Here is a 17576-nt window from a genome sequence, read left to right as displayed (position 1 = left end):
CACCTATTGTGCGTGCATCTTCCCTGTTAATGTATAACGTCTAGCAAGAGTGAGGCCACATTTCAACGTATTATTCAACCTTTGAACCATTTTCAATGGCCAGCAAGATAAGTTCATCAGAATCAGAATCAGAATCAAAGCCTATCACTTTCCGCGCATTTAAAATCATTTTATGCTTGCCTATAGCCTCAAATTCATATTCCACTTCATAATCATCAAATACTGAATTTTTATTCAAAACCTCATCCAACAACTCACGCAGTTTCGGAATATTCCACTGACCATTGCCCAAGTCATAAATAACATGACCAATAGTATCTTTTCGCTTTGCTGAAAAATATTTATAAAACAGAGGATTGGCTGATACCACGCGCAGGTCCTTATCCAGCACCAACAATGACTGGCGTACCGTATTCAAAATACTCTCGGCATACAGTTTGGCTCTGATAGCGCGTTTCTCAGCTTCTTTACTGGCCGAAATATTATCAAACGTTACGACTACGCCATCAATTACATTATTGACGGTGCGATAGGGGCGCATCTGCATGTGATACTCGCTCCCACACTTGCTTACCACGTCCTTATTGATAACGGAGAGGTCATTGAGCACTTTTTCCGCATCCTGTGTTAAATCCTCATACAGCAAGTTCGATGCAAAGTGTTTTATAGGTCTGCCAGCATCGGATGCAGCCAGAGGAATCAATGCACTTACGGCCGGAGTAAAACGCCTGACGCACAGATCAATATCGAGAAACACAATGGCAATTTCAGTGCTGTCGAGCAGATTTTTCATATCATCATTGGAAGCAGAAAGATCTTCAATGCGCCCCTGCAACTCGGAATTCACCGTCACGGACTCTTCATTGAGCGATTGCAGCTCTTCCTTTGATGTTTCTAATTCTTCATTGGTTGACTGCAACTCTTCATTGGTCGATTGCAGTTCCTCATTGATTGATTTTAATTCTTCGTTGGATGTTTCCAACTCTTCAATCGTGGATTGAAGATGTTCTTTGGTGAAACGCAAATCCTGCTCAAGCTCTTCTACCGTTTTTGGCTTAGACCTGACTTTCACACGTTTTGGTTGATGGTCCGCACCCTTTTCCGACACTTCCTCAAACACCACCATTGTCATGCTATGCATGGCCATCGGCTCTCTGATCGGTCTGACGGTCATATCAACGTTGATATAACCACCACTGTGCTCAACTTGCAGCCCTTTACAGACCACATCCTGATTATGCATACCAACCTGCTGAATCGCTTCGGAAAAGGCTTTTTTCAGACCGGGCCGCAGCATGGCCAGCAAGTTCACCGTTACTTGTCCTTGCGAAGGTTCAAGAAAACGACCTGTTTTACCGTGGATATAGGTAATATTATTGTCCACTCCGATAATAACACATGGTGGCGCATCACTCTGTTGTAAGATCGCTTCCACCAGCTGAAAAGCGCTGATCTCTTCAATTTTCTGAACCTTATCGGACACAGTAAGCTCCTGTTCCCCCAGCGCAATCGGCGCCCCCGGGAAATTTAATATGGGTGTTGTAGTCATTTTGAAGGGAAGTGCTTTGAAAATCTTCCATTTTTTGTCCACCACACTGAAATAGTCAATATTCTGCTGCCCTATGGTTTCCGAAGACCCCAGAAACAGAATGCCTTCCGGTTTCAGGCTATAGTGAAAAACAGGAAGCAGTTTTTTCTGCAACTCCGAACCCAGATAAATAAGCAGGTTTCTACAACTAATCAGATCCAGCTTGGTGAATGGTGGATCCTTGATAACATTTTGCGGTGCAAAAACCAGAATTTCCCGCACCATCTTTTTAACCTGATACTGACCGTCATCCAGTTTGATAAAGTAGCGTTTCAAGCGTTTGTCATTAACATCTTTGGCAATAGTCGATGCGTAAACACCGCGCCTGGCGATAGTAATCGCTTTTTCATCAATGTCCGTGGCAAACACTTGCACCTGAAAATCGCATTTCAGCTTCTCCATGCATTCGAGTATCAGAATAGCAATGGAATAGGCTTCTTCACCTGTGCTACAACCGGCTACCCAGACACGAAACGTATAACCCTCAGGTTTCTGCTTCATCATCTCGATAAGGCCATAGTTGGCCAGTGAATAAAATGCATCCGGATCTCTGAACATATTGGTTACACCGATCAACAGTTCATCAAACAGAATATCAGCTTCGCGATCACTCTCTTGTAGATAACGTACATAATCAAAAATATCACCCAGATGATGCACATTCATACGCCGTTCAATACGCCTGCATAGTGTATTTTTCTTATACTGGGAAAAGTCATGGTTGGTGCGTGAGCGAAGAATCACAAAGATTTTCTGAAGTGCGTCGGGCGGATGCTGTATCAATCGTTCGGGAACAATATTTGCTTTGCTGTATTTATATTTAAACAGTTTGTGAAGCTGGGCTGGCATCTCATCAGGAGAAAGTACGTAATCAGCACGGTTGCTCGCAATGGCGCAGTGAGGCATTCCGTCGTATTTGGCAGACGCTTCTGTTTGAACCATGCACATACCACATTCATCTTTGATCGCCCTGATACCGATAGTACCATCGGAGCCTGTGCCGGAGAGAATAATAGCCACTGCGTTGGCACCTTGATCCTGGGCTAGTGATTTAAAAAAATTATCAATGGGCAGCAATGCTCCGCGTTTTTCCGGTAGAAGCATTAACTCTAACGTGCCATTGAGAAGGCATAGATTATAATTAGGTGGGATGATATAAACATGCCCTGATTCTACCCTTGTACCATCCTGAATCTGCTCAACAGGCATCTTTGTATGCCGTTGTATCAATTCCGGCATGAGGCTTACGTGTTTTGGTGCAAGGTGTGCGACAATAATAAACGCAGCCGGACTTGTGTCGGGCATGGCATCAAAAAATATTTGCAGTGCCTCCAGACCACCAGCTGAAGCACCAAGGCCGACAATAGGAAAAGCAGCACTTCCACCGTCAATGTGTGGAACTGTATTTGACTTTTTTTTAGCAATCGATTTTTTCACACTGGCTTTGCCAGCAGTTGCTTTCCCTCTATCCTGAACCATCACAAACCCCGACGATCAATATCCCTCTTGAAAGACATCACTGAGCATAACCACTTCAGAGCATGAAGGGTAGCATGCAAGCGATCATCTTATCTGCGATCTACTCGCTGCAGGAAACCATCGGCAAAATGATTATCCCAACAGAATATCATTGGATTCCGTTGTTTTCGCAGACTGGGTCATTAATCCTTAAACGTATTGGCTAAGCGTTCACCGAGTATATAACTGATATTGAAATTTAATTTTGCAACAATATGCGGGAAAAAACGCAGATCCCGTTTTAATCGTTCACAATCAAACCGCAGCACTGATACTGAATTTACCGCACACACATCTGCAGTTCGGCGTATCTCACGTACAAAAGCAATCTCACCAAACACTTCACCGGGTTTCAATCGCGCAATGATCTCATCGCCATCCTGTGAATGACGAATAACATCCACTTCACCCTTGATCAGCAGATACATGCTCCGATCCAAACAGCCCTGCTCAATAATTTTTGCGCCTTCACTATAATCATTCACTTCGGAGATCAGCATAGCTTTACGAATCTGATAATCTGACATCTCATGAAATAGCTGACAGCCACTTAATGACTCTTTATCCACCGACAAGGCCAAAATATCATACAGACCAACCAATCGAACGCGGGACATAATCAATGGTGTAACAATCAGATTGGCAAACAGCGCAAACAGCATGGTGGCCGCAGCCAAGGCACCGAACTGGCCGATAATGGCGAAATCAGAGGCCAGTAAAATACCAAAACCAAGCGATAGTGCCACGCTGGTAGTAATCATCGGCAAGGCTTCTTCACGTACCGTTTGTTGTGCCGCTTGCACCGAATCGCCCATCATACGGCTATGTTTATTGTAACTGGAAAGCATATGAATGGTACTATCGATGGCGATACCAATGGCAATCACTGCCACCATCGCTGTACCGGGATTCAGGGGAATACCCAGCAGGCCCATCACACCAAACATCAGAATAATGGGAATCACACTGGGCACCATGGCAATCAAACCACCCTTGAAGGAGGTGAACATGGCTGACATCAGCAAAAATATAATACCAAGAAAAATCATCAATGATTCAACCTGGGCATGCAACAAGGTATCGGCCTCTTCGTTGATCATCAGATTCTCACCAACAATATCGACTTGTAGCTCCGCCCCTGCAATCTCCTGAGCCACTTGACGCAATTCATCAATGTTTCGGTTCAGCATATTGGAGTCACTAATATGGTGGCGTACTACAATCACACCGCGCCTGTAATCATGGCTGACATAACGTTGCAATTCCTGCCGGTGCATGAATAACAGATATTGGGATACCAATTCTTTATTGGCAGGCAACTGATACCATTGTGGATCACCGGCATGGAATTCGCGATTCATCAGTTTCAAGTAATCAACCAGAGATACGGTGCGATCAAACACACCCTGCTTACCGATAAAATCTGCAAGCTCTTCGAGTTTACGCAGGTTGCGGGGCTGCAAAAAAGCCTCTTCTTTATCCGATTGCACACTGATGAAAAATGTTTTAATGCCTGCAAGGTATTGATTCACCTCACTTGCATCCCTGATCAATGGACGATCCTGTTTAAAATACGACATCGGATCATTGGTCACATACAGTTTAGAAGCCTCAAACAGGAAGAATGCACACAAGAGCAACGTCGCACCAAGCAATAGACGCTGTATGGAAAGATTCGATTTCTGGTTCAATTTTAAGACAAGTCTGGATAAGAAACCGCCTTCGGTGGCTGGCTGTCCGGATTTTTTAGATGAACCCATCATGACGAGCAACGCAGGCACCAGCAAAATGGTCACCAATCCATTGGCCAACATGGCAAAGCTGGATGCAATGGCAAAATCACGGATCAACTCCATGCTGCTGAATATATTTCCAGCAAATCCAAGCACCGTGGTGGAAATGGTCAAGAGCAGCGGCAACCCCATCTTACGCAACATCTTGCGCACGCAGAATTCTGGTTCCTGATCCGGATATGCTCTACGCGCATCTAAATATGAACCAATTAAATGGGTATCTTCCGTCGATCCGATAACAATAATCAAAGTTGGTAACATTGCACTGAGGATATTCACCGGAATACCAGCCCAGCCCATCATACCCATGGTCCAGATCAGACTAATGCCAGCGGTAACCAGCGGAATAAAACCTGCTGCTGTACTGCGCATAAACAATAAAATCACCAACAAAATAACAGCGGCAGAAAGCGGTGCGAGTGTACGCATGTCAGTAAACAGGGTTGATTCCATTTCCATCTGAATGCGCGGCGAACCAATTTGAAACAGGCGTTCAAAATGTTCAGCTGATGGTTCAATGGCCTGCTGTATCGCTTCATACACGCCGGCATGACCGAGTGTTTTCATGGCAGCGGGTTGAACCGTCACAATCATTGCAAGCGCGTTACCTTCTGCTGAAACAAGATTGCCCTTCACCAAAGGGTTATAGAGCACGTTTTCTTTTAGCTGATCAACTTCTTTCTGATTTTCAGGGATATGATCCATCAATAATTTTGAGCTGACAGCGTCTTGTTTGCCACGCAAATTGCGCAGTGTGAAAATGTCTTCCACCCGCTGTACCGACTCCAGTGAAGCCAGTCGCACATGCAGCGCTTTCAATGCATGGAGTTTATCCGTAGTCCACAAGGAGGGATCCCGAGTAAAGATCAGTGTTTGATTATCAGATCCGAACTCTTCAACTACCGATTCATAGATCTGCATTTTCGCAGAACCCTTGGCAACCATGTTTTCCGTTCCCGTATCAATATGCAGATGCTGCATGCCTGTTGCGGCCAGGGCAGTCAAAACAGTCAGCACCAGTAGCAATAACAAGCGATGATGCAAGCCGAACATAAGTATTCGATTCATGGTGCCTCCTCGGCTACTTCAGGGTTCGGATCTGAAGACTCTGCTGCAGGCTGACTGGTTGCTGGTACAAAAGACGAAATATCAAAAATGAACTCCGGCACATAATCACTGGAATAGACGCGCCGATCGACCTTCAAAATAGAGCGATGATGATTGAGGAAGTTTTCTGCCATCATCATATCCGCACGCCACATTTCACCATTCACCTGATGGATATCATGCCGGGTCTGCCTTTTCACCAGTGCCCCCTTTTGATCCAGGTAATCGACATGCGTCACAAAAAAATTATCCTGCCGGATGAGCAACTTTCGCTCTGCATAGCTGCGACGTACGTTTGTCTTATCACGCTTCGAAATGGCCTGCACGACAAAATAGGCGTTATCACCATCGATTACATCCTTCATCCGATGATATTCAAATGCGTCCATATCTTCAGGCATGAGATCTTCCAATGAAAATTCACTACCAAGCATCTGGCTACCTGCCACACCCCCGGTATATTCAATCAGATGCGTACCAAGCGCCGGTAGGTAAAAGCGCTTTTTACGTTCACCATCTTGTTGGCGGGTAAACAACAGAGCTGCTCCGGCGATTGATTCAGGATAGGTGAATGTAAGCATCGCCTTAAATGTGCCACCCGGCTCTAATCTGGAATAACGTTTCATACGCCTTACATCCCGATGTTGCTTGGCATCCATCAGTATCAGTGACTGTTCTTCATACACATACGGATATAACTCATGGCGGCGAAGCGATTCCATAATGATATCTTCCCCGGTCAACGCTGGCTGCTGTACTTGATTATTATGCGTTAACGGCATCTCAGCGGCCATCACACTGGTTTGAATGCTACAACTCACCATCACAGCCAATGCAATCACATAGATCGCTCTATGCCCGGGCTTCAACAACCAGGCCGCCATAGCGCGATCTAAAGTAAACACGATGATTATCTATCCAGCTCTGCAAGGCGCTTAATTTCTATCGCCATTTTCTCAGACAAGGTAGCCAGCAGTTGCGACATTGCTCCCGCCATCGCGGCATAGTCGTGTTCAGAGACATTGGTTTCACTGATTATATGATGAAAGTAACTCTGTGATTGCTTGCCTGTCTGCTGAATATGCCAACGCACTTTCAAATGAACGCGTCCATCCGCCAGTCGTTCAAATTGTCGAATATCAATCAACAATGAAATATCCGCATGCATAGAGCCTGGAAATGGTGCCGTGATCACACTCATCGAATCCAGATATTCAGCCAGATCATCACTCAAGGTGCGGGCAACATCATCCCGCAGTCGCCCGCCCCACTGATGATATTCAGCGATGCGGAGATGATTCTCTGCATCCCTACTCACGATGCGAGGGCGATCCAGATAACGGGGAATCTCCAGTTGCCTGATGGCAAGCTGATGCTTGGTGGCTGTGTCAGATGCATCACTGCTGCTGTTCTGCTGCACAGAAGCGACTGTATTCAACACATAATATTGGGTTGGCGTGGAACTGCATCCGGCTACAATCATGATAAACAAAAAGGACAACAGATAGCGTACGTCACGATGATACAAGGCTCTCATTATTGCTCTCCTGATTTTGGTTTACCAAACAACACGGCGTTGGGATGACGCTCAAGCAGATCAACAAATGATCGGATCGCACGCGCCATGTCCGACAAGTCCTGACTCAATTGATTCACTCTATATTGCAGTGGCGATGCCGGATCCAGTGTGTCATTAATACTGCGCAGCGTTTTTTCAGCCTGCTCCAAAGTACTGCGCCCTGAATTCAACGCTTTATCCAGATTATCCGCCATCGGTTCAGCATGCTGATCCAATGATTCAATCACATGCCGGAATGCACTCAGCGAAGCGCGCAAATCAGCAATCGATTCTTTGGTGGCGGAACCATTGATTAAATTATTACTGCTATGCACCAGACTGGCCAGATCCTCACCGATCTTATCGGTTTTCACTTTATCCAGCTTGGTCAAAATACTCTGCAGTGATGTTGTGATTTGATCAAAACCACCGGCAATAGACGGAATCTCAGGTAATTCACTGCGTCCATCAGCCAACAAACGAATCGGTGTATCAGGATGCATATCCAGTGATACAAACAGTTTTCCTGTTAGTAAACTGCCAGTTTCCAATTGGGCCCGCAGCCCACGCGCCACCAGTCTGGCCAATACCTGATCCGATGTACTGTCGGCCCCCTCGTTGTTTTCCACGATCCGTTCCGGCTCGATTTCTATGATCACAGGGATACGAAAACTGACATCAGCACGATTGAATTCCAGCCGCACATCTACAACCTTACCGACCTGAATACCTTTAAATTCCACCGGCGCATTCACATTCAAGCCACGCACCGATTTCTCAAAATAGACCACAAAACGAATTTTTCTCGTATAGGTTTTAGCAATAATTTCATCGTAATTTTTATACAAGGTAAAGACGAGATCCTCCGCATCTTCAAGCGGACTATCTGCTTTTTTCTGTGAATCAAAGGCAATGCCGCCATACAGCATCGATTGCAGTGACGTGGTGCGCAGTTGCACGCCATCAGCACCCATGGTCAGATCAATACCACTGACATTCCAGAAATGGCTATTACCATGCACTAAACCATCGTATGGCGAGCGCACAAAGGCATGAACAAAAATACTATGTTTATCATTGGATAGTTCATAACCAAGCACTTCACCGGCCTGAATACCCTGATAATAGACCGGAGAGCCAACATCCAAAGATCCCAACTTATCGGATAACAGTGTCACGCGCACACCATCTGAATCCGATTTTACAATGGGAGCGGAATCCAGAGCCTTAAAATGGTATTGCGGTGAACCATGACCGGGATCAATCTCGATATAAGAGCCACTGACCAGCGTACCCAAACCGGAAACACCGCGTAAACTCAGTTGTGGGCGCACTACCCAAAAGAGGGTATCCCGATGCAAGAATGATTCTGCATCAGGGTTTAAGCGTGCCGTTAACACCACATGCTTGAAATCCTTCGTAAATTTTAATGCTTCAACCATTCCGATTTTCACATCTTTATATTTAATGGGCGTTTTACCGGCCTCTATGCCATTGGCTGTTTTCATACTAATGGTAATTTCAGGGCCTTGTTCTGAAATAGTTTTCACAATAAGCCAAAGGCCAATGCACAAGGTCAAAACAGGAATCAACCATACCATTGAAAAACGGCTTGGCATTTTCACTACAGCCTGACCATCACCCGCCATCTCAGTGTGATTTTCCTGCTTACCCATGCGACTGCTCCGACCTTGGACCATGTTGCTGCATCAATAACTGCTCTCCCGATGTTTCTTCATGTTCATTCAGGTGTTCCCTCTCTTGAGCCTTAGCTTCGTCGATCTTATCCCGGTCAATCCCATCCCGGTCAATCCCATCCCGATCAATCCCATCCCGTTCGATCCCATCCCTGTCAATACCATCCCTGTCAATACCATCCCGTTCGATCCCATCCCGTTCGATCCCATCCCGATCAATACCATCCCGGTCAATACCATCCCAAATCAGACGCGGATCAAAGCTCTGTGCAGCCATCATCGTCAACACCACCGATGCGGCAAAATAGCTGGCTGCAATGCCCGGCTCGATTGAAGCCAATGCATCCATACTGACCAACGAAGTTAAAATGCCAATCACAAAAATATCGACCATAGACCAAGAGCCGATCATTTCTGTCATGCGAAACAAACGCGTGCGATCATAAGGGCGCCATAAGGATTTAAAGTGTAGAGAAAGCAACAAAAACACCAAGGTCAGCAATTTACTCACTGGCACCATGATACTGGCAAAAAACACAATCAAACCCAGATGCCACATGCCAGCCTTTATGAGGTGTTCTACACCCGCTAAAATCGTACTAGGCTCACCTTGCCCTAACTGGGTTACCGTCATAATCGGCAATATATTTGCAGGGAAAAGCAGGATAGTTGCCGCAATCAACAAGGCCCAGGTGCGGGCTATGCTATTCGGCTTACGGGCATGAAGAATGTCGTGACAACGCGGACAATGTGCTTCTTCATGCGACGATGATTTCAACTTGGGTCGCAACACCAACAGTGAGCATGTATGGCAATGCAAGCGCCCGCGATTCAAGGCGCGACCTAAACCATCGCGCGGCGCATCAATGTTCGCGCCTTCATGTAGTTGATGCGGCCAGAACAGCCCACTATTCATACCCTGCATCGCCAACACACTCACGGGTAAGAGAGCCGCATACGCCATCATGGCAACACCAACTTCGATCTCTGCCAAATCAAGTAATTTTACGATAGCAATCAATACAGCCAGCATAAACACACCCAGCAGGCTCCATGGCATCAGGTGCTGCACCAGGCGAAAAACAGATGCCATAGCCGGAGCACGTAAACCCAGTGATGCAGGCACCAGCAGATATAGCGAAGCAAGCATGGTTAGCAGTGGAAATACAATACTGGTCAATAAAACCAATAGACCAATATCATTCATGCCAGTATCAAACAGCGCCAGGGGGCCGGATAGTAAATGATCCGTTTCCACCCTGCCCGCCAGTTTTAATGACATAAATGGAAATGTATTGGCCATGACAAATAACAGCAACGCAGTGAATTGCAGGGCCAGATTATGATGTACTGCTTGTGAAGAGACATGCTCATATAAGAGCGCATCACAGCATGAACAATGCGCTTTAGCATGCTCGGGCAGTGATTGAAGATGATGCAGTGCATCACACTCATGACATGCAATCATCTGTTAAAACAAGCCATCACACATCACAGTCATTCGCACTACGCCCACCCCATAAGCATCTACACTATCAACCGAGCAATGCGAGCATACGTTTACCCAACAAGGTTGGATTGTGTTCAATGGCGACACCGGCTGTTTCCAGCGCGGTAAATTTCGCTTCTGCCGTACCTTTTCCTCCGGAAATTATGGCTCCTGCATGGCCCATGCGTTTACCTTTTGGAGCTGTCGCTCCAGCGATAAATGCGACCACTGGTTTAGAAAAATGATCACGAATATAAGCAGCGGCATGTTCTTCATCCGAACCACCAATCTCTCCGATCATCACTACCCCTTCGGTTTGATCATCGGCTTCGAACAGTTTTAACGCATCAATAAAGTCCATGCCATGAATCGGGTCTCCACCCATACCGATACAGGTGCTTTGTCCCAAACCTGTAGAAGTTAGTTGCGCAACAGCTTCATAGGTTAACGTGCCCGATCTTGAAATGACTCCGATACGGCCCGGTAGATGAATATGGCCCGGCATAATACCAATCTTGGCTTCGCCCGGTGTGATGATACCCGGACAGTTCGGCCCGATCAGCGTACAATCCATATTGGCAATCTGTTGTTTCACACGCAACATATCCTGCACCGGAATACCTTCGGTAATGCAGCAGATCAGTTTAATCCCTGCATTCGCTGCTTCAACAATGGCATCGGCCGCAAAACGTGGCGGTACAAAAATCACCGTTGCTTCTGCACCCTCTTGCTCAACAGCATCTGCTACACTATCAAATACCGGACGCTCAAGATGGCGTTGACCACCTTTACCCGGTGTGACACCGCCAACAAAGCTGGTGCCATAAGCGATCATCTGTTCGGAATGAAAACTGCCCTGTTTGCCCGTAAATCCCTGGCAAATAACGCGTGTATGACGATCCAATAGTACGCTCATGTTAAACCTCGACCTGTTTGATCTGATTGATCTACCGCACATCGGGACAGCGATGCTTGCTCCCACTGTGCTGCAGCTACTGCAAATTCTGCTGCCTGATCCAGATCCTCTGCCCAACGCACATCTAAGCCTGCATCTTTCACAATCGCCCTGCCCTCTTTTTCATTGGTACCAACCAGACGCATCACCACCGGCACGCGCATGGGATGGGTTTTAATCGCTTCAAGCAAACCATTGGCAATAATATCACAACGTACAATACCACCGAAAATATTCACCAGTACCGCTTTGACATGCTCATCACTGAATAGCAGTTTAAAGGCTTCACAGACAGCATCAACCGTAACCCCGCCACCAACGTCCAGGAAATTGGCCGGTTTTCCACCTTTCAATTGAATAATATCCATGGAGGCCATCGCAAGCCCTGCACCATTAACCATGCAGCCGATATGTCCATCCAGGGCGATATAATTCAAACCAAACCGCGATGCCTCGGTTTCACGCGGATCTTCTTCATCCAGATCACGTAGTTCAGCAATAGCAGGTTGACGGTAGAGCGCGTTATCATCCAGCACAAACTTGGCATCCAGGGCGATGAGTTGACCCGATTGTGTAAGCAGTAATGGATTTAACTCCAGCATGGCAGCATCTGTCTGACGGAACATGCGATGCACATTTGATGTCAGTGTATGGAACGCCTCCAATTGATCACTGCCCAAACCAAGCTTGGCAGCCATACGCCCACTCTCTGTTACCGACACCGCATCACCGGCAATCTTTACGGTCATAATCTGATCCGGGGTATCTGCTGCAACCTGTTCAATATCCATGCCACCGGCTGGGCTGACAACAAAGGCAATCGATTCGGTCTCTCTATCCACCAGTAGACTCAGGTAAAATTCACGATCAATATCCAGGCCCTCTTCAACATACAGCCTGTTCACCTGTTTGCCTGCTTCACCTGTTTGTTTGGTTACCAATATCGAACCCAACAGGGCATCAGCGACCGATTCCACTTCCTGTAGAGACCGACACACACGCACACCACCAGCCTTGCCACGACCACCGGCATGAATCTGTGCTTTCACTACCCAGATATCGCCAGCCAGCGATGTGGCAGCAGCGACCGCCTCGGCCACTGACATCGCCACAATGCCCTTGGGAACCGGCACAGAAAATTCGGCCAGCAGCGCCTTAGCCTGATACTCATGAATGTTCATTTAATAACCTCAATTTTTTAAACATGTTCAACCATTTATCATACGCCGGATGCAACTAAAAATAGCCAAATGCATCAATTGTTTTGACCAGATCTTTGACTGCCAGCATCGACTGATGCAATGCACCACGCTCTTGTTTTGTTAAATCCAGCTCAATGATGGATTCCAAACCACTACCCCCGAGTTTACATGGCACACCCAGATAATAACCATTAATACCATATTCCCCTTCTAAATAAGCGGCACAGGGCAGTATCTGTTTTTTATCTTTGATAATCGCTTCAGCCATTTGAACAACGGATGCACCGGGTGCATAAAAAGCAGAACCCGTTTTCAGATAACCGACAATTTCTGCACCACCATTAGCCGTACGATCACATATAGCCTGCACCCGTTCTGCATCTATGAGTTCAGTGATGGGAATCCCTGCCATGGTGCAGTAACGCGGCAAAGGAACCATGGTATCGCCATGACCGCCCAATACACAGGCTCCAACATTTTCAATGGAAACCTCTAATTCCTCAGCAATAAACGCACGCATACGCGCTGAATCGAGTACGCCGGCCATACCAATAACCCTATGTTTGGGAAAACCGGACACTTTCAGAGCAGTATACACCATGGCATCGAGAGGATTGGTCACCACCAGAATAATACAATTAGGAGAGTATTTGACGATATTGCGCGTTACTTCAGATACAATTTTCACATTAATACTGAGCAGATCATCGCGGCTCATGCCCGGTTTGCGCGCAATACCTGCTGTAATGATTACCAAATCGGAATTGGCCGTATCGGCATAATCCTGTGTGCCTTCCACATAGGAATCAAAGCCCTGAATGGGTGATGACTCAAACATATCGAGCGCCTTACCCTGAGGCACGCCCTCCATGACATCGATCATCATAATATTTGCCATCTCTTTCTGAGCGGCTAAAAAAGCTGCCGTAGCGCCAACATTGCCAGCCCCTACAACGGTAATTTTTTTTCGATGAATAGTTGATTTATTGATTTTCTGAGCTGCTGACCAACGCATAGCTTATCCCCTTTCATTCAAAATAATGAAATAGTATCCCAATGTACCCAATAAAAGAAAATCATGACGATATTGTGATTGATAGTCCAACGAAACAGATACGCTGTGGCTATGAAGCCGCCTGCAAATAATCAATCGCTTGCCGGGCAGCTATCTCCAGAGGCAAGCCAAGCGCCAGATGCCCGGTCATAGCAGATGCCAAGCGGCAACCGGTACCGTGCCTTTGATGTGCTGACCAGCTCTGACGTGGATGATTAAAGCTATGAATCGTTCCATCCGCATCACACAGCACATCACTCAAATGCGTAGTATCCGCATGCCCGCCTTTTAACAAGACAGCACAGCCCAAGCGTTCCCTTAATGCGCATGCATCACGCGCAGGATCAGTGACAGGCGCTCCCAGTAATACGGCTGCTTCATCCAGGTTCGGGGTAATCAGTGTAGCCATCGGCAGCAACGCATGTTGAAGTGTATCAATAGCCCCATCTTGTAACAGCCGTTTTCCACTGCTGGAGATCATCACCGGATCAACAACCAGAAGACCGGCATGCAGTTCATGCAATAATGCAGACACCAGCGCGATATGTTCAACACTAAACAGCATACCTGTTTTCACAGCCACCACATCGTAATAATCAAATACGGCATGTATTTCAGCATCCAATTGCGCCAATGAAACCGCTTCAATTCTACTGATATTGGCAGGGTTCTGTGCCGTTAAGGCAGTGGTCGCAGAACAGCCATGCAAGCCCAGCGATGCAAATACTCGTAAGTCAGCCTGAATGCCTGCACCACCGCAGGAGTCAGAACCGCCAATGGTAAGGCAAACAGCTCTTTTCTCATCCGTGCTTTGATTCATGCCCCTGTGTTGATTCATCCATTACCCCAGATAGCAATCAATCGTACTGCTTCCGCTTCGATATCTTCCGCCGCAAACAGGCCGGAAATCACCGCCGCACAATCAGCTCCGGCAGCCTTAATCTCAGCGAGATTGTCTGCATCAATGCCACCAATGGCACAGATATGCGCATCGGGAAACATCTGGCGCGCTTTCATTAAGCGCGGCAGACCGATAACCGGCACTTCAGACTTGGATGTGGTCGCCCACACAGCACCAAAGGAGACATAATCAGCACCATCCTTGAGCGCCGATGTTGCAAAAGCAGCGTCAGCACGACAGGTAATACCAATGATAAAATCATCACCTACCTGCACTCTCAACTGGACAAGATTCGGTGCATCATCACGCCCCAAATGCACACCATCAGCCTCGGCATCCTGCGCCAGAGCCACTGAATCATTGATGATCAACAGCGCACCATAGGCACGCGTTAACTGACGCAATGCTTTGGCACGTTTTAGTTGACGCTTATACCCCTGTTTTTTATCACGGAACTGGAGGGTTTTCACCCCCCCTTTTAACGCCGCTTCCGCTTTCTCTAACAGATCTGCGCTTTCCAGATCTGCCGGTAATATGGCATAGACTCCATGCATGTCTGTTGCTTTCATTTGCTGATCAGGATTCCAGTAATTTCAACAGATCGGTAAATGCAGGTAGCGGCACAACCCGATCAGCATATTCGGCAGGCACATCCTGATAACCATGTTCGGCAAATGCCACATGCTGACAGTGTGCAGCAAAACCTGCTTCCACATCAAAACGTGTATCACCCACCATCACTGTTTCGGCAGCATCCACACCCATCGCTCGGCAGCACTCCAGCAACATATCCGGCGCAGGTTTTTTAGGGAAACCATCTTCCGGTGATAGTGCCAGCGTCAGGTAAGGTGTAAGCCCCATCGCATCCAGCACTTTCACGCGCGCTTTGGCGGGTTTGGCTGTCACAACCGACATCGGAATGCCCTTGGCTTTGAGTGTGTCCAATACATGCATCACACCGGGAAAGGCTTTACCATGGTCAGCCGGATGCTGCTCATAAATATCTGCAAAGGCATGGTACAAGGCCATTGTCTCATCATGCTCCATTGGCAAGCCGAGCACGTTAGAGGCTAGTTTGTGCGCACCACCACCAACATGTGGCTGCGTATCGGCCAGAGACAAACGCAAATCATAACCAAGCGACTCCAAAGCACGATTCGCATTGGCCTGAATATCAGGCAGTGCATCCACCAATGTTCCATCAAGATCGAAAATAAAAGCCTTAGGCATCGTCATACTTACTCCTTAAATATTCTATAGTTAAAATAATTTCTTCACGTGCATTAACATCCACTTCATCAACAAGTTGATGCTGCAATGCTGCACTAATACATTGATGATTTTCTGCACAACTCAATCGTCCCAATGCCCACGCAGCATGGCCTCGGACCAGCGCTTCTTTATCCGTAAGTGCAGGCAGTAAATCATCCACAAACAGATCATTTCCCGAATTCCCCATCGCGATACAAACATTACGCAACAAACCAGCGCGCTTGGTACGTTTGATTGGCGATTTACGAAACAACTGCCGGAAACCATCATCATCAAGTCGCAGCAAGCTAGCAAGATTTGGCAGATGATTCTCCCCCCTCGGTGTAAGGGGATCACACCAAGTGTTCAGATCCTGCAAGCGCAACACAACCTTGGCAGCATGCTGATTCCACGGGCATACCATTTGGCAGTCATCACAACCGTAAATATGGTTGCCCATCAGAGATCGAAGTGGATGCGGAATAAAACCATCAAATTCAATCGTCAGATACGAAATACACAATCGCGCATCCACAACATAGGGCGCAACAATCGCTTGCGTGGGACAAACATCGAGACAGGCTGAACATGTGCCGCAATGATTGTTGGCTGCTTCATCAGCATCAATCTCAGCCGTTGTAAATATCTCTCCCAGCAAAAACCATGAACCCAGCTCGCGATGAATGGTTAATGAATGTTTGCCCTGCCAACCAAGCCCCGAGGATTCTGCCAGGGCATGCTCCAGAACCGGTGCTGTATCCACAAATACACGCTGATCATGTTTACCAAGCAGTACATCAAGATCAGCGGCCAATGCTTTCAATCGTTTTTTCATCACATCATGATAGTCATCGCCGTGCGCATAAGCCGAAATCACACCCTGCTCTGTTGCCTCATTGGCTTCATCAAGTTGGTAGGCAGGCGGTGAATAGGTCATGGCCACCGTAATCACTGATCGCACATCTTGCAGCATCGATTCAGGCTGCATACGGCGCTGCATACGCACCTCTTCCGCCATCCATGCCATATCAGCCTGCATGTCGGATTGCACCCAATGCTGCAATCCCTGCACATGCTTTTGATCCACAACCGGCGACGAGATACGACACAGCGCAAAACCATGTGCTAAGGCCTTAGCCTTAATCATCTCTTTCACCCCATCGTTTACCATGGCGGCACTCTGACACATCAATATCAAACTATGAAAGCCTAGCACTTTGCTCTTTGCTCATGGTCAAAAACAATCACCACAGAGTAGGTCAAAGAAATCTTCCTAGTCGTACAAATCTTCCTAGTCGTACCAAGCTAAATCATTGATTCTATTTTACTTATATCAAAACCCACCCCATTACCCATGCTTAGAACCTCCTTTTCAATATCAAAAGGGGCAATGTAAGCAGCATCTGCGTGCGACGATATCTACATCATGATACAACACACAGATGACGCAATATCCGTATGCA

13 protein-coding genes are annotated in these 17576 nt (G+C 46.9%); all 13 read right to left on the bottom strand.

Annotation, left to right across the window (positions count from 1 at the left end; genetic code table 11):
• Positions 1-70 precede the first annotated feature (70 nt).
• The 13 genes from D8Y20_RS00755 to queG all read right to left on the bottom strand — a co-directional run bounded on the left by D8Y20_RS00755 (position 71) and on the right by queG (position 17284).
• The gene (locus D8Y20_RS00755; protein WP_121541112.1) at positions 71-3067 is read right to left on the bottom strand and encodes a chemotaxis protein CheB; all 2997 of its coding nucleotides are present in this window, start codon (positions 3065-3067) and stop codon (positions 71-73) included.
• Between the two features lie 182 nt (positions 3068-3249).
• Positions 3250-5967 carry an MMPL family transporter gene (locus D8Y20_RS00750; protein ID WP_121541111.1) on the bottom strand — a complete coding sequence of 906 codons (2718 nt, stop codon included), beginning with the start codon at positions 5965-5967 and terminating at the stop codon, positions 3250-3252.
• Positions 5964-6911, bottom strand: coding sequence for an outer membrane lipoprotein-sorting protein (locus tag D8Y20_RS00745; protein WP_147434000.1), 948 nt, complete (start codon positions 6909-6911; stop codon positions 5964-5966). The genes D8Y20_RS00750 and D8Y20_RS00745 overlap by 4 nt, the downstream gene beginning before the upstream one ends.
• Before the next feature lie 5 nt (positions 6912-6916).
• The gene (locus D8Y20_RS00740) at positions 6917-7543 is read right to left on the bottom strand and encodes a membrane integrity-associated transporter subunit PqiC (protein ID WP_121541109.1); all 627 of its coding nucleotides are present in this window, start codon (positions 7541-7543) and stop codon (positions 6917-6919) included.
• On the bottom strand, positions 7543-9240 hold the full coding sequence (locus D8Y20_RS00735; RefSeq protein ID WP_161957547.1) for an intermembrane transport protein PqiB: 1698 nt from the start codon (positions 9238-9240) through the stop codon (positions 7543-7545). The genes D8Y20_RS00740 and D8Y20_RS00735 overlap by 1 nt, the downstream gene beginning before the upstream one ends.
• On the bottom strand, positions 9233-10729 hold the full coding sequence (locus D8Y20_RS00730; protein ID WP_121541107.1) for a paraquat-inducible protein A: 1497 nt from the start codon (positions 10727-10729) through the stop codon (positions 9233-9235). Before D8Y20_RS00730 ends, D8Y20_RS00735 begins: the two co-directional genes overlap by 8 nt.
• Positions 10730-10796: 67 nt before the next feature.
• On the bottom strand, positions 10797-11666 hold the full coding sequence (gene sucD, locus D8Y20_RS00725) for a succinate--CoA ligase subunit alpha (protein WP_121541106.1): 870 nt from the start codon (positions 11664-11666) through the stop codon (positions 10797-10799).
• On the bottom strand, positions 11663-12886 hold the full coding sequence (gene sucC / locus D8Y20_RS00720; RefSeq protein WP_121541105.1) for an ADP-forming succinate--CoA ligase subunit beta: 1224 nt from the start codon (positions 12884-12886) through the stop codon (positions 11663-11665). Before sucC ends, sucD begins: the two co-directional genes overlap by 4 nt.
• A gap of 55 nt (positions 12887-12941) precedes the next feature.
• Complete coding sequence (gene mdh / locus D8Y20_RS00715; protein WP_121541104.1) at positions 12942-13922, bottom strand: malate dehydrogenase; 981 nt, start codon at positions 13920-13922, stop codon at positions 12942-12944.
• 109 nt (positions 13923-14031) lie between these two features.
• The gene (gene thiD / locus D8Y20_RS00710) at positions 14032-14799 is read right to left on the bottom strand and encodes a bifunctional hydroxymethylpyrimidine kinase/phosphomethylpyrimidine kinase (RefSeq protein WP_236075164.1); all 768 of its coding nucleotides are present in this window, start codon (positions 14797-14799) and stop codon (positions 14032-14034) included.
• Entirely contained in the window at positions 14796-15431 is a 636-nt protein-coding gene (thiE, locus tag D8Y20_RS00705) for a thiamine phosphate synthase (protein WP_121541103.1), read from the bottom strand. Before thiE ends, thiD begins: the two co-directional genes overlap by 4 nt.
• A 7-nt stretch (positions 15432-15438) precedes the next feature.
• On the bottom strand, positions 15439-16098 hold the full coding sequence (locus D8Y20_RS00700) for an HAD family hydrolase (RefSeq protein WP_121541102.1): 660 nt from the start codon (positions 16096-16098) through the stop codon (positions 15439-15441).
• Entirely contained in the window at positions 16085-17284 is a 1200-nt protein-coding gene (gene queG, locus D8Y20_RS00695) for a tRNA epoxyqueuosine(34) reductase QueG (RefSeq protein WP_236075163.1), read from the bottom strand. Before queG ends, D8Y20_RS00700 begins: the two co-directional genes overlap by 14 nt.
• Positions 17285-17576 lie beyond the last annotated feature (292 nt).

It is taken from the genome of Mariprofundus sp. EBB-1 (assembly GCF_003665155.1).
Taxonomy (GTDB): Bacteria; Pseudomonadota; Zetaproteobacteria; order Mariprofundales; family Mariprofundaceae; genus Mariprofundus.
This window is presented reverse-complemented; position numbering and strand designations above follow the sequence as displayed.

Coding starts and splice junctions, on each gene's coding strand:
- thiD (WP_236075164.1), bottom strand. CDS start 14,799: ATGAATCAACACAGGGGCATGAATCAAAGCACGGATGAGAAAAGAGCT.
- D8Y20_RS00750 (WP_121541111.1), bottom strand. CDS start 5,967: ATGAATCGAATACTTATGTTCGGCTTGCATCATCGCTTGTTATTGCTA.
- sucC (WP_121541105.1), bottom strand. CDS start 12,886: ATGAACATTCATGAGTATCAGGCTAAGGCGCTGCTGGCCGAATTTTCT.
- D8Y20_RS00740 (WP_121541109.1), bottom strand. CDS start 7,543: ATGAGAGCCTTGTATCATCGTGACGTACGCTATCTGTTGTCCTTTTTG.
- thiE (WP_121541103.1), bottom strand. CDS start 15,431: ATGAAAGCAACAGACATGCATGGAGTCTATGCCATATTACCGGCAGAT.
- D8Y20_RS00700 (WP_121541102.1), bottom strand. CDS start 16,098: ATGACGATGCCTAAGGCTTTTATTTTCGATCTTGATGGAACATTGGTG.
- D8Y20_RS00755 (WP_121541112.1), bottom strand. CDS start 3,067: ATGGTTCAGGATAGAGGGAAAGCAACTGCTGGCAAAGCCAGTGTGAAA.
- D8Y20_RS00735 (WP_161957547.1), bottom strand. CDS start 9,240: ATGGGTAAGCAGGAAAATCACACTGAGATGGCGGGTGATGGTCAGGCT.
- sucD (WP_121541106.1), bottom strand. CDS start 11,666: ATGAGCGTACTATTGGATCGTCATACACGCGTTATTTGCCAGGGATTT.
- mdh (WP_121541104.1), bottom strand. CDS start 13,922: ATGCGTTGGTCAGCAGCTCAGAAAATCAATAAATCAACTATTCATCGA.
- queG (WP_236075163.1), bottom strand. CDS start 17,284: ATGGTAAACGATGGGGTGAAAGAGATGATTAAGGCTAAGGCCTTAGCA.
- D8Y20_RS00730 (WP_121541107.1), bottom strand. CDS start 10,729: ATGATTGCATGTCATGAGTGTGATGCACTGCATCATCTTCAATCACTG.